Source organism: Kribbella kalugense, assembly GCF_004365875.1.
Classification (GTDB): domain Bacteria; phylum Actinomycetota; class Actinomycetes; order Propionibacteriales; family Kribbellaceae; genus Kribbella; species Kribbella kalugense.
In genome coordinates, this window is the sequence record NZ_SODF01000003.1 from 1,057,954 (window position 1) to 1,070,552 (window position 12,599).

Annotated in this window: 11 protein-coding genes; 4 read left to right on the top strand and 7 right to left on the bottom strand. The window is 68.2% G+C overall.

The window, feature by feature from the left end; all coding sequences use genetic code 11:
* Window positions 1-6 precede the first annotated feature (6 nt).
* The gene (locus EV650_RS36565; RefSeq protein WP_134123711.1) at window positions 7-723 is read right to left on the bottom strand and encodes a TetR/AcrR family transcriptional regulator; all 717 of its coding nucleotides are present in this window, start codon (window positions 721-723) and stop codon (window positions 7-9) included.
* Window positions 724-838: 115 nt separating this feature from the next.
* On the opposite strand from EV650_RS36565, the gene EV650_RS36570 reads away from it, so the two are divergent.
* Complete coding sequence (locus EV650_RS36570) at window positions 839-3,019, top strand: MMPL family transporter (RefSeq protein ID WP_134123712.1); 2,181 nt, start codon at window positions 839-841, stop codon at window positions 3,017-3,019.
* Here the strand turns inward: EV650_RS36570 and pdxH are convergent.
* Genes pdxH through EV650_RS36585 form a run of 3 tightly spaced genes read right to left on the bottom strand, consistent with a single transcriptional unit; the run spans window position 2,962 to window position 5,839 of the window.
* Window positions 2,962-3,609, bottom strand: coding sequence for a pyridoxamine 5'-phosphate oxidase (pdxH, locus tag EV650_RS36575; RefSeq protein ID WP_238174712.1), 648 nt, complete (start codon window positions 3,607-3,609; stop codon window positions 2,962-2,964). The genes EV650_RS36570 and pdxH overlap by 58 nt on opposite strands.
* Window positions 3,610-3,618: 9 nt before the next feature.
* The gene (locus EV650_RS36580) at window positions 3,619-5,286 is read right to left on the bottom strand and encodes a hypothetical protein (protein WP_134123713.1); all 1,668 of its coding nucleotides are present in this window, start codon (window positions 5,284-5,286) and stop codon (window positions 3,619-3,621) included.
* Between the two features lie 31 nt (window positions 5,287-5,317).
* Window positions 5,318-5,839: a hypothetical protein gene (locus EV650_RS36585; protein ID WP_134123714.1), complete on the bottom strand. Its 522-nt coding sequence runs from the start codon at window positions 5,837-5,839 to the stop codon at window positions 5,318-5,320.
* A gap of 159 nt (window positions 5,840-5,998) precedes the next feature.
* Between EV650_RS36585 and EV650_RS36590 the strand changes: the two genes are divergently transcribed.
* Complete coding sequence (locus EV650_RS36590; RefSeq protein WP_134123715.1) at window positions 5,999-7,111, top strand: citrate synthase 2; 1,113 nt, start codon at window positions 5,999-6,001, stop codon at window positions 7,109-7,111.
* Here the strand turns inward: EV650_RS36590 and EV650_RS36595 are convergent.
* Window positions 7,108-7,863, bottom strand: a complete 756-nt coding sequence (locus tag EV650_RS36595; protein ID WP_238174713.1) for an AraC family transcriptional regulator — start codon at window positions 7,861-7,863, stop codon at window positions 7,108-7,110. The two genes, EV650_RS36590 and EV650_RS36595, sit on opposite strands and share 4 nt — an antisense overlap.
* Window positions 7,864-7,964: 101 nt before the next feature.
* Between EV650_RS36595 and EV650_RS36600 the strand changes: the two genes are divergently transcribed.
* A complete protein-coding gene (locus EV650_RS36600) occupies window positions 7,965-8,825 on the top strand; it encodes a phytanoyl-CoA dioxygenase family protein (RefSeq protein WP_134123716.1) in 861 nt (286 codons plus the stop codon).
* A gap of 92 nt (window positions 8,826-8,917) precedes the next feature.
* Complete coding sequence (serC, locus tag EV650_RS36605) at window positions 8,918-10,042, top strand: phosphoserine transaminase (protein ID WP_134123717.1); 1,125 nt, start codon at window positions 8,918-8,920, stop codon at window positions 10,040-10,042.
* Between the two features lie 187 nt (window positions 10,043-10,229).
* Here serC and EV650_RS36610 read toward each other — a convergent pair whose 3' ends face one another.
* Window positions 10,230-11,327 carry an SdiA-regulated/phytase-like domain-containing protein gene (locus EV650_RS36610; RefSeq protein ID WP_134123718.1) on the bottom strand — a complete coding sequence of 366 codons (1,098 nt, stop codon included), beginning with the start codon at window positions 11,325-11,327 and terminating at the stop codon, window positions 10,230-10,232.
* On the bottom strand, window positions 11,324-12,577 hold the full coding sequence (locus EV650_RS36615) for a class I SAM-dependent methyltransferase (protein WP_134123719.1): 1,254 nt from the start codon (window positions 12,575-12,577) through the stop codon (window positions 11,324-11,326). The genes EV650_RS36610 and EV650_RS36615 overlap by 4 nt, the downstream gene beginning before the upstream one ends.
* Window positions 12,578-12,599: the final 22 nt, after the last annotated feature.

The following is a 12,599-nucleotide window of genomic DNA, read 5'->3' on the forward strand; positions in this document are numbered from 1 at the left end:
GTCCGATCAGGTTTTGTCGTCGGGAGGCGGGCAGTCGAGCCCGAGGGCCTCGCCGATCTCCCGTAGCTGGGCCTCGAAGTACGCCGCGGCATCCGGCAGCACCCAGTGCAGCTGGCCGAAGACCTCCATGCAGATCAGGCCGTACAGCCTGGTCCAGTAGGTCAGCGACAGGTAGATCGCACCGGGCGGCATGCCCTGGAAGTGCTCCGACTCCTCCGTAAGCTGGGCGATCAGCTCTTTCCCGAGCAGCTCGTCGGGCGGGTACGGGAACGGTTTCCAGTGCCAGATCTGCGCGACCAGTTCCTTGAAGACCGCGCCGAACCGCATCGCCGCTTGATGCCCGGGGGTCTCGTCATGATCGTCCGCGTCGGCGATCGGGACCGCCGTACCGAACAGCAGGGCGAACTCGGCGGGATGCTCTAGTCCCCAGTTCCGCAGGCCGTTGGCCAGCAGGTACAGCCGCTCCCCTAGGTCGGGGACTTCCTCGGTCGTCTGCAACTGCATCAGCGCAGCGGTCAGTTCGTCGTACAGATCGGCGATCAGGGCGCCGATCAGCGCGTCGTGACTCGGGAAGTATCGGTAGAGCGCCGGCGGGGTCAGGCCGAGCTCGCGTGCGACCGCGCGCAGACCGACCGCGGTCGATCCGCCGCTGACCAGCAGCCGGCGGGCGGCCGCCTTGATCTCGGCCAGCGTCGCCGCTCGCCGCCGGTCCCGGCTCTCCACTTCGAAACTCTCCTTGACATCGCGGTAGGGCAGGACCTTAGAGTGAACACTGTTAACAGTTAACACTGTTCACTGAAGCTCCTGCCGCTCAATCTACTCGCTGGGGGACAGTTTCGTGTTCGAGACGCTCGGCCACTTCACGTACCGGCGCCGCCGTCTGGTGCTCACGCTGACCGGACTCTTCGTCGTCCTCGGGCTGGCCTGGGGCACCGGCGTGTTCGGGTCGCTCGCGAACGGCGGCTTCGACGCGCCGAACACCGAGGCCGCCAACGCGGTCCAGACCATCGAGCAGAACGTCCGCCGCACCGGCACCGACGTGATCGTGCTCTACCGCAGCTCGACCGAGACCGTCGCCGACCCGGCCTTCAAGCAGTCCGTCGAGCAGCATCTCGCCGCGTTGCCGAGCGCCGACGTGACCGGAGTTTCGACGTACTGGAGCACGAAGTCGCCAGCCTTCGTGTCCAAGGATCAGCACAGCACGTACGCCGTACTGACGCTGGCCGGCGCCGATCCGGAGGCGCGGCTGGACACGTTCCACCGGATCGCCTCGCAGGTCCGGACAGCGCCGGCCGGACTCGAGTCGAAGGTCGGCGGCGAGGTCGCGGTGTTCGACGAGGTGAATACCCAGACCGAGCACGACATCGTGAAGGCCGAGACGATCTCGACGCCGATCGTGCTGGTGCTGCTGGTGATCGTGTTCGGCGGGCTGGTCGCGGCCTCGCTGCCGTTGTTCGTCGGCGCGCTCGCGATCCTGGGTGCGTTCGTGCTACTGCGCGGGTTGTCGGCGATCACCGACGTGTCGATCTTCTCGATCAACATCGTCACGATGATCGGGCTCGGGCTGGCGATCGACTACGCGTTGTTCATCGTCACCCGGTTCCGCGAAGAACTTGCTCGCGGCAACGATGTCGAGACGGCGCTGACCGCGACGATGGCGACGGCCGGGCGCACGGTCGCGTTCTCCGGTGTGACGGTCGGGGTGGCGATCAGCAGCCTGGTGCTGTTCCCGGTGATGTTCCTGAAGTCGATGGCGTACGGCGGTGCGGCCGCGGTGGCGATCGCGATGATCGCGGCGCTGACCGCGCTGCCGGCGCTGCTCGCCGTACTTGGGCATCGGGTGAACAGTCTGCGGATCTTCAAGCCCCGCAAGGCTTCCACGGACCGGGGTGCCTGGTATCGCCTTGCGCACAGCGTGATGCGGCGGCCGGTGCGGTATGTGCTCGTACTCGTCCCGCTGCTGCTAGTGCTAGGGATCCCTTTCCTGTCGGCGCAATTGGGCGGGGTGGACCATCGATCGTTGCCGCCCGGAGCGACCTCGCGGACGGTGACCGAGACGCTGCAACGCGACTTCCCGGGAGCAGGCGGGTCGGACATTTACGCGGCCGTGCGGTTCGACTCCGCCCCGAGCGATCCGTCGGCAGCGTTGGCGCCGTACGTCGCTCAGTTGAAGCAGGTGCGGGACGTCGAGGACGTGCGGATCGGCGGTTATGCCAAGGGGGTCGCGTCCGTCGTCGTACACACTCACTTCACCGGGCAGGAGCTGGCGGCGCGGGACGTCGTACATGGAGTACGGGCGGTTTCGGCGCCGGCCGGGACGCAGGTCCAGGTTGGCGGCGAGACGGCCGCGGTGATCGATCTGCTGCACGTGCTGAAGGAACGAGCGCCGTACATGGCCGGGTTCATCGTGGTGGTGACGTTCGTGCTGCTGTTCGTTGCCTTTGGCTCGTTCGTGCTGCCGGCGAAGGCGCTGCTGATGAACGTGCTGTCGCTGTCGGCGGCGTTCGGGGCGATGGTGTGGATCTTCCAGGACGGGCATCTGTCCGGGTTCCTCGGCTTCACGCCGGCCGGGTTCCTCGACGCGACCAACCCGGTGATGCTGTTCGCCGTGCTGTTCGGGCTGTCGATGGACTACGAGGTGTTCCTGCTCAGCCGGATCCGGGAGGAGTACGACCGGACCGGCGACAATACCGAGGCGGTCGCGCACGGGCTGCAGCGGACCGGCGGGATCATCACCAGTGCGGCTTTGCTGCTGATCATCGTGGTGGCGGCGTTCTCCACCTCGGGCATCGTGTTCGTGAAGATGATCGGGGTCGGGCTGGTGATCGCGATCGCACTGGACGCGACGATCGTCCGGGCGCTGCTGGTGCCGGCGACGATGCGGCTGCTCGGACGCGCCAACTGGTGGGCACCGAAGCCGCTGGTGCGGTGGTGGGAACGCAACGGCTTCCGGGAAGACGATCAGGGTTGGAGCCGGGACAGCTCCCAGGAACCGTCGCCGGAGTTAGTACGGCGATAAGCCAGGCGGTCGTGCAGTCGGCCGGTGCGGCCCTGCCAGAACTCGAATGCCTCCGGGGCGACCAGATAGCCGCCCCAGAAGTACGGCGTGGAGATGTCGGTGCCCTCCGGCCACTGCCGCTCGTACGACTCGTACTGCAAGTCGAGCTCCTCGCGGGACGCGACCGGCTGGCTCTGCTGGGATGCCCACGCACCGAGCTGTGATCCGCGCGGCCGGCTGGCGAAGTACTCGTCGACCTCGTCGGTGGGGAGCTTGGTCACGCTGCCTTCGATACGGACCTGACGCTCCATCGCGTGCCACGGGAACACCAGCGCGCAGTGCGGGTTGGTGTCGAGGTCGTCAGCCTTGCGGGACTGCTGGTTGGTGTAGAACACGAACCCGCGCTGGTCGACGCGCTTCAGCAGGACGGTCCGCGCCGAGGGCCGCCCGTCGCCGTCGGCCGTGGCCAGCACCATCGCGTTGGGCTCCGCCAGTCCGGCGTCCCGAGCCTGCTCCAACCACACCTCGAACTGCGCGATCGGGTCAGCATCAACCTGACTCTCGAGCAGCTCCCCGAGGCCGTACGCGCGCCGCATCTCCGCAAGATCCACGCTTCGAGCCTACTTGCGAAGGTGCTGGTTGACCTCGGCGAGGTGCTGGTCGAAGGTGGCCCGCCAGAGGGCCTGGCGGAGAGTGGCCTCGCCGGTGGCTGAACTGGCGCCGGCTGCCGATGCGGCCCACAGGGTGCTGAGGGGCTGGAAGCCCTCGACGTCGGTGAGGAGTTGCTCGATCAGGTCGCGGTCGGCGGCGTCCGCGAGACAGCGGACCTTGGCCGGGTTCCTTCGGGCGCTGACGGCCGGGTTGGGCTCGAAGAACGGGACGTCGGTCCACTCGGGGACAAGTCGTCGTACCAGCTCGCGGTGCAGGGTGTTGTCGAGGCGTTGAGCCGGGTCGAGCGCGAGGGCCGCGCGTATGAAGGGCCGGATCAGCAGCGGTGAGACTGCGCCTGCCCATTGGCGGAGGGGCTCAACGACGTAGAAGTAGTCGAGCATCGTGGCGTTCTCGATGCCTTCGTCGACGGCGGTCCGCAGTACCCGATCGATCTGCTCGGCCACCATGGCGCGAGCCGGCTCGCTGGGGCCTGCGGCCGGGGTCAGTCGCGTTTGGAGGTGGTTGCTGAAGGCATTCAGTTTTTGGGGCAACGGCAGGGCGTCGAGTTGCAGTACGTCGCGTGGGTAGAAGTAGCCGTGGGCAACCTCACCGCCGGCGCCGCCGATCGCTCGGTGGTGGCGATCGGGTGGGGACTGGAACAGGTCGTTGGCCGGCCGCAGGCCCTCCGCGTACCTGTGCCAGCGGAGGGCTTGGTTGACGAGCTCCAGAGGCTGCGGCCTGGCTGGGGTCGTCTTGCTCACCACATGCTCGACCGGCTTCCGCAATGCTTGCACCAGAGACTCAGCCACCTCCAGCTCACCAGGTACCGCGTCACAACTGTTGAGCTTCAGATCGACTCTAGCCGCTAGAAACGCGGCTGCAACCACCCGTGAGTCCCGGCCGCCACTCAGGTCGACGGTCGGCTGTCCCGGCCACAGGCGGTCCACCGACCGTGCTACGTCTTGCAGGGCGGCGGCTGTCTCGTCCAGCGTGTCCGCGCTGGTTGTCTCGAGCTTGCCCACGGTCTGTTGCTGACGGTGGCCGTCGGCAACAATGTGTGCCGCTCCGGGCACGGCCAGCACACCGTCGTACGGCGTGCTGTCGTCCATGAACCACCCGCAGGCCGCGGCGAAGTTCCAGCCCCGCGATGACGCCACAGCCGGTACGCCCGCGAACAACAGTGCGGCGACCGGCCGATTGGTCCAGACGCACCCGTCCGGCAACTGGAGTTGGAACAGCCGGCCGACACCGAGCGAATCGGTGAACAGGTCCAGTCGTTCCTCGCCCGGGTCCAGAACCGCCATCGTGAACGGCGGCGCCAATTCGAGGAAGCTGGACGGAGTACGCCGTACTGCTTGGGCCAACTGGGGCGGGGCGTCGTGCGGTGCGACGTCGCCGATCAGCCGCTCGTAGCCGAGTGGTGCGTGCACGCTGGCGACTCGGAGGTCACCGGTGTCGTGCCAGGACTGCCAGCGACAGGTGCCGTCTTGGCGGTCCCACAGGTGCAGTCCGACCGCTTTGCCGTCGTAGCCCTGGTGTTGCCACAGGTCGCCGTAGTACGCCTCCACCCGAGCACGTCCGGCAGCGGCCCGCGTGGCGCTGTCGTGCGCGAAGGTGTAGGCGACCAGCGTTTCCATGCAGAGCCTGATGCTGGCTCTGCCGGGAAAGTTATCGGGGTGGTTGCTGCTGCTGACCCGGGTAGCCGCCCCACTGCTGAGGTTGCTGGTAGCCGTCCTGCAGTTGCCCAGGGCCCTGCGTGAGCTTGGCCAGCTTGGCGTCCACGGCCCAGCGCCGGATCCCGATCAGCAGCAGCGGTATGCCGAACACGATGAACGATCCGTCGAACAGCAGATACGAACCGAAGTACTTCGTCCCGGGGAACTGGAAGAGCTTGGACAGGTCGAACGCCTGCCGCACCGGCAGCAGCACGATCGCCAGCCCGACCACGGTCAGCAGCAGGCCGGCGCCAGTGGTCACACCGGAGCCGATGACCGGCACCATCATCAGTACGCCGAGGACCAGCGCGATGGCGGCCAACGCCAGCACCCAGGGCAGCACTTTGCCGACTGCTGCGTCGTACACCTGAATACGCATCGTGACCCGCATGGTCGCGTAGGACGCGCAGACCATCGCGGCGTAGGTGGCGATGACGCCGATCACGAGCCCGAGGGCGGGGAGGGGCTTGGCCATGCCTGCGAGCCTAGACCTCTGACCGGTCACCGACGCGAGACCTCGAACCGGTCACAAAGCTGTCGTGTCATCAGTACGGAGAACTATGCTGCGGGAGCGCCCAGGGCGCGCGGCTCGCCTGGTGGGCCGTGCGGGCCGACACGAGGACGAGGGAGTCGCATGTCTGATCCGAGGACCGAGGTGCAGCACGGGCTGGAGGGCGTGGTCGCGTTCGATACGCAGATCGCCGAGCCGGACAAGGAAGGTTCGGCGCTCCGGTACCGCGGTGTGGACATCGAGGACCTGGTCGGCCGCGTGCCGTTCGAGAACGTCTGGGGCCTGCTGGTCGACGGTTCGTTCACTCCGGGTCTGCCGCCTGCCGAGCCGTTCCCACTTCCGGTGCACACCGGCGACGTCCGGGTCGACGTGCAGTCCGCGCTGGCGATGCTCGCACCTGCCTGGGGTCTGCGCCCGCTCTACGACATCGACGACGTACAGGCGCGTGAGGATCTGTCCCGGGCGGCGGTGATGGCCTTGTCGTACGTCGCCCAGGCGGCCCGCGGGGTCGGTCACCCGATGGTGCCGCAACGCGAGGTGGACAAGGCGACGACGATCACCGAGCGGTTCATGATCCGCTGGCGCGGCGAGCCGGATCCCAAGCACGTACAGGCGGTCGACGCGTACTGGACGTCCGCGGCCGAGCACGGCATGAACGCGTCGACGTTCACCGCGCGGGTGATCGCATCGACCGGTGCGGACGTCGCTGCAGCGTTGTCCGGTGCGGTCGGCGCCATGTCCGGACCACTGCACGGCGGTGCGCCGGCCCGGGTGCTGACGATGATCGAGGGCGTGGAGCGGTCGGGTGACGCTCGCTCGTACGTGAAGGGTTTGCTGGACGCCGGCGAGCGGCTGATGGGCTTCGGGCACCGGGTGTACCGGGCGGAGGACCCGCGCGCTCGGGTACTTCGCCGTACCGCACGGGAGCTGGATGCACCGCGGTACGAGGTTGCGGAGGCACTGGAGCAGGCTGCGCTCGCGGAGCTGCGGGAGCGGCGACCGGACCGGGTGCTGGAGACCAACGTGGAGTTCTGGGCGGCGATCGTCCTCGACTTCGCCGAAGTACCGCCGCCGATGTTCACGTCGATGTTCACCTGCGCACGAACGGCCGGTTGGAGCGCCCACGTACTCGAGCAGAAGCGGACCGGCCGCTTGATCCGCCCGTCGGCGATCTACTCCGGCCCGGCCTCCCGCCCCGCCGACTCGATCGAGGGCTGGAACCCCAACTGGGCCTAGCGGTCCTGGCTGGGTAGGCGGCCGGTGCGTTGCTTGTACTGGCGGCTGAAGTACGGGACGTCGGTGTAGCCGAGGGCGGCGGCTGTCTCGGTGACGGTCATGCCGCTCTCGGTGAGGAGCTGGTGGGCGCGGTCGATCCGGGCCTGGATCAGGTACTGCGCCGGTGACATCCCGAGCTGGGCGACAAACCGCCGGGTGAACTGGGCCCTGCTCAGGGAAGCTTTGGAGGCCATCTCCGCCACGGTCCAGTCGCGGCCCGGGTCCTGCCGGAGTTGCCGGGCGATGTCGTCGACAGCGGTGTCGGTGACGCGGCGGCCTGGGTTGTGGACGGCGTCCCAGATCAGGGCGATCAGTTGCTCGAGGCACAGTTCCGCCTGATGCCGCCCGAGTGCGTCCTGCCTGCGGTACGCCGCATCACTCGTACGGGCGAGGACACCGAGCAGCTCGCGGTCCATCACCTCGCCCCAGCGTGGATCCGGTGCTGCCTGCTGCGTGGTGCGGAAGTGCATGCCGAAGACGAGCAGCCGGCGGTGCGGATCGTGGGTGGCTCGTGGTGCGTCACCGGGCTGGAAGACCGCGCAGACGCCGGGGTGCAGCTCCCGGCGCTCGGTCTCCAGTTCGAGGGCGCCGCGGCCGTCGAGTACGCACCAGAGCAGGTGGTCGGCCAGCGGGCGGGAGGTCCAGGACCAGCTCGGCTCACACCGCCAGAAGGTCGGCGCGAGCATCCGCTCGATCTCCAGTCGGTGCGACAAAAGTTCAACTCCTCGCGCGAATCCTCCGTGGTTCACAACCCGTCCTGGATCGGAGAATTGGTTCTGACAGGCAGCGTAGAGCACAGATGCGGGAGTCGTGCATGAGCGTTTCATCCAACCTCGACGAGCGAGCCGCCGTACTGCGGGAGGAGTTCGAGCAGACCGGGTACACGCTGGTGCGCGGGCTGTTCAGCGCCGAGGAGGCCGCCAGGCTGCGGGACCACTACATGGAGGCCCGGAAGCGCGGACCGCGGTCCCATGACTTCTCCGGGCTCAACTCGACCGACCGGGATCCGCTGAAGCGGTACCCGCGGATGGGCCAGATGCACCGCTGGGACGACGTGTCGTTGCAGTGGCTGGTCGACCCGCGGATCGACGAGGTGATGACGGCGCTCCTCGGCAGGTCGCCGTACGCCGTGCAGACGATGCTCTACTTCAAGCCGCCGGGCTCCCGCGGGCAGGCGCTTCACCAGGACAACTTCTATCTGAAGGCCGATCCGGGCACGTGTGTCGCGGCGTGGATGGCGCTCGACCGGGTCGACGAGGCGAACGGATGTCTCGAGGTCGTACCTGGTTCGCACCGCTGGCCGATTCTCTGCACGGAGAAGGCCGACACCACGGTCAGCTTCACCGACGTCACGGTGCCGATGCCGTCCGCTGAGTCCGCGGTACCGGTGGAGATGGAGCCTGGGGATGTGTTGTTCTTCCATGGCGCGGTGGTCCACGGCAGCAAGCCGAACGTCACCACCGACCGGTTCCGGCGTGCGCTGATCGGCCACTACATCCAGGGCGAGGCCGAGCGGGTGGCGCAGTACTACCACCCTGCTCTGCGCATGGACGGCACCGAACTCCCCCTCGAGGTGGCCGAGGGCGGCGGCGCTTGTGGCGAGTGGACGGACACTCCGGACGGGCCGGTCGCAGTACTGACGGGCACCCAGACGATCAACCGCAAGCACGAGTAGCCCCCGGGTGGTGGGTTGGCGCGGGTGTGGGAAGATGGGTTGCGCTGACAGCGTCGTCGGCTTTCTGATTCGACGACGAAGGAGTTGCGCTGGTGACCAGCGACATTCAGATTCCTGCAGAGCTCAAGCCCGCTGACGGCCGCTTCGGTGCGGGTCCGTCGAAGGTCCGCCCGGAGGCCGTCGCCGCGCTGGCGACCGAGGGCGCGAAGCTGCTCGGCACCTCCCACCGCCAGGCCCCGGTCAAGAACCTGGTGAAGCGTGTCCAGGACGGCGTGGCCGAACTCTTCCAGCTGCCCGAGGGGTACCAGGTCGTGCTCGGCAACGGCGGCTCGACCGCGTTCTGGGACATCGCGACGTTCGGGCTGATCCGGGAGAAGAGCCAGCACCTGAGCTTCGGTGAGTTCTCGTCCAAGTTCGCGAAGGCGGCCCAGCTCGCGCCGCACCTCGGCGACCCGACGATCGTGAAGTCCGAGCCCGGCACCCGCCCGGTCGCGGTGGCCGAGGCCGGCGTCGACCTGTACGCGTGGCCGCACAACGAGACCTCAACAGGTGTGATGGCGCCGGTCAAGCGCGTCGCAGGCGCCGACGAGGGTGCGCTGGTCGCGATCGACGCCACGTCGGGTGCGGCCGGTCTGCCGGTCGACATCAACGAGGCCGACGTGTACTACTTCGCACCGCAGAAGGGCTTCGCGTCCGACGGCGGGCTGTGGATCGCCCTGATGAGCCCGGCGGCACTCGCCCGGGTCGAGGAGATCGCCGCGTCGGGCCGGTGGATCCCGGCGTTCCTGGACCTGGCGACCGCGGTCGACAACTCGAGTAAGAACCAGACGTACAACACGCCGTCGCTGGCCACGCTCTTCCTGATGGCGGAGCAGACCGATTGGATCAACAACCAGGGCGGCCTGGACTGGAGCGTCGCCCGTACGACGGACGCGAGCACCCGGCTGTACACGTGGGCCGAGAAGTCGGAGTACGCCACCCCGTACGTCGCCGACCCCGACGCCCGCTCGCTCGTCGTCGGCACCATCGACCTCGACGACGCGATCGACGCCGCCGCGGTCGCGAAAACACTCCGCGCGAACGGGATCGTCGACACCGAGCCCTACCGCAAACTCGGCCGCAACCAGCTCCGCGTCGCCATGTTCCCCGCGGTTGACCCCGACGACGTCGAAAAGCTGACCCAGGCGATCGACTACGTAGTAGAAAACCTCAAGTAACCCGCTCCACCCCGACAGCCGCCGACCCCACCGGGCTCGGCGGCTGTCCCATTCCCAACCGCAACCAGAGAGCGTGACCTGAGACAGGAACTCGTGGCCGGGGACCTGAAATAACCTGTCTCCACCCACCACAACCTGTCCCAAGCCACCACACCCGGCTGGCGGCGGCTGCGGGACCCGGGCTCGGTTAGGGGTTGCGGCGGTGGCCGGTGGGGGTGGATTGGCCGGTTAGGCGGGCGTTTTCGGCCATTCGGTCTTGGCGTTCGCGGCGGCCTGGGGGGAACGTGACGATGGTGATGATCAGGGCGAACAGGACGGCGCCGATGATGATCCAGCGGAGGTTGTGGCTCTTGCCGGAGCTGGTGCTGGCGTCGGGGGTGGTGGCCGGCTTGGGGGTCGCGCTCGCGGACGGCGGGGTGGAGACGACTGCCTTGGCCGGCGCGGTGAGTTGGTAGACGGCCGAGTTGGGGCCTTCGCTGCCGACGAGGACGGTGTTGTCGGTGGGGCCGACGGCAACGGTCTCGCCTTGGCCGAACGGTGCGGCGCCGCGGGCGATGGCGTTGGGGGTGTCGCCCCAGGCAACGGTCGCCACGTCGGCGTACGTCCGGAGAACCACCCGCTGGCCGTCGGGCAGGAACGTTCCGTCGGTGATGATCCCGGAGGGCGCCGGCGCGAGCTTGGAGAGCTCGTTCGTGCCTTCGCGGGACGGGGCCGGCGGGGCGGCGTAGATCGCGCCGGTGCCCTTGATCGCCTTCGTCACGATGTAGAGCTGACTGGTCCCGGGCTCGATCAGCAGCGTCTCGGCGTCATGCGCACCGTCCGGGTACTTGAAGTCGAACTGGTGGTACTTGACGTCCTGGTCCTGCAGCGTCTCCGGCTCCGGGATCGTGTAGATCTCGATCTGCTCCCGGTCGGCCTTGTTGTCGCCGATGTCCGCGATGTAGATCGTGCCGTCGCGGTCGACCCCGAGCGCCTCGACGTCGGTCACGTTCGCACCGAACTTCAGGACGGCCTTCACCTTGCCGGTCGTCCCGTCGATCGCGAACACCCGGCCGCTGTCACCGGAGTCGTTCACCGTGTAGTAGGTGCCGCTGTGCTTGACGCTCTTCGCCAGCCCGGACGACTCCTTGATCCGGTCGTCCCCGATCGTGAACAGCTTCTTCGGCGCCGCCGCCGTCGGATCCGCGGTCACCGTCGCCGAGGCCGTCGTTGTGGGAAGCGCCACACCCGCCACCGTGAAGAGCGTCGCACCCACCAATGCGAACGCCGTCCGGAGTTGTCTCACGACACCACCTCGGCGCCGGCGGCAGGCTCGGCAGGCAGCAGGAGCTGTGCCAGTCGCGGCTTGACCTGCCACTCGGTGACCAGAGCCTCGTACTCGGCCTGGAGGTCGGCGGTCGGCTTGGCGCCCGTCCGCGCAGCGCGGAGCAGTAGATTGCGCGGCGTGTGCTGACTGTCCACGAACTGCACGACCTCCACCCGGTAACCGACCTGTCGGAGCACCGCCGCCCGCAGGGAGTCCGTCAGGACGTCGGCGAACCGCTCACGAACGATGCCATATCTCGTCATCAGCGCATAAGGCGCCGGTGGTGTGACGCTCTTGAGCTGCTTTTGGATGTCGTGATGACAACATGGGGCCGCGAGCACCAGCGGAGCCTCCCAGCCGACGGCCCGCGCCAGCGCGTCGTCGGTCGCGGTGTCGCAGGCGTGCAGCGCCAGTACGACGTCCGGCTGGACGTCGAGCTCCGCCGCCTCGATCGTCGCATCCACGAACCGCAGGTGCTCCTGCCAGTCGAGCGCTTCGACCACCCGGGTGTTCCGCTTCCGGGCGGCCGGATTGTGGTCGATACCGGTCATCCGGACGTCGTGCCCGGCCACGGTCAGCAGGTGGTACGCCGCCAGCGTGAGGTACGCGTTCCCGCAGCCGAGGTCGACCACCTGCAACGGCCGCCCAGCAGCGATCCGCCCCGCCGCGATCGCCTCGTCGAGCGCCGGCGCGAGCAGCTTGCAGAACTCCTCGATCTGCTTGTACTTCGCCTGCCGCGACGGCTTCACCCGGCCCAGGTGATCGCTGATCCCGAGCTCGATCAGGAACGGCGCGGCCGGATCGAGCACCCGCTGCTTGACCCGGTCGTGGCTGGTCTCCTGCTCCCGGCTGTCGTCGTGCCGGTGCAGCAGCTCCTTGCCCTTCTTGGTGTAGCGCAGCCGCAGGGTCTCGCTCGTCGTCTCGACGTGCCACGACCCGTACCCAAGGTCGAGCAGCTCGTCGACCGCCTTCTCCGCGTCCGGGCCCGCGACGTTCCGCGTGTGGGCCTGGCGCTCGTCGAACTCGGTGATCTGCAGGTGCCGCTGACCCTTCAGGTCGACGTACCGCAGCTCGACCCGCAGGTACGACGGAGGCTCCAGGCCGCGGCGCCGGCCGGACGCGAGCCCGCGCACCAGCTCGGTCTGGTCGAGCAGGGCAGCGCGGATCGCCTCCAGCGCGCCGGTCTCCGCCGGCTGCGCCGGATCGCCCGACCGCACCTGTGACTGCATCGCGCCATTGTCCCCGACCACC

Coding starts and splice junctions, on each gene's coding strand:
- EV650_RS36615 (WP_134123719.1), bottom strand. CDS start 12,577: ATGCAGTCACAGGTGCGGTCGGGCGATCCGGCGCAGCCGGCGGAGACC.
- EV650_RS36585 (WP_134123714.1), bottom strand. CDS start 5,839: ATGGCCAAGCCCCTCCCCGCCCTCGGGCTCGTGATCGGCGTCATCGCC.
- EV650_RS36590 (WP_134123715.1), top strand. CDS start 5,999: ATGTCTGATCCGAGGACCGAGGTGCAGCACGGGCTGGAGGGCGTGGTC.
- EV650_RS36600 (WP_134123716.1), top strand. CDS start 7,965: ATGAGCGTTTCATCCAACCTCGACGAGCGAGCCGCCGTACTGCGGGAG.
- EV650_RS36580 (WP_134123713.1), bottom strand. CDS start 5,286: ATGGAAACGCTGGTCGCCTACACCTTCGCGCACGACAGCGCCACGCGG.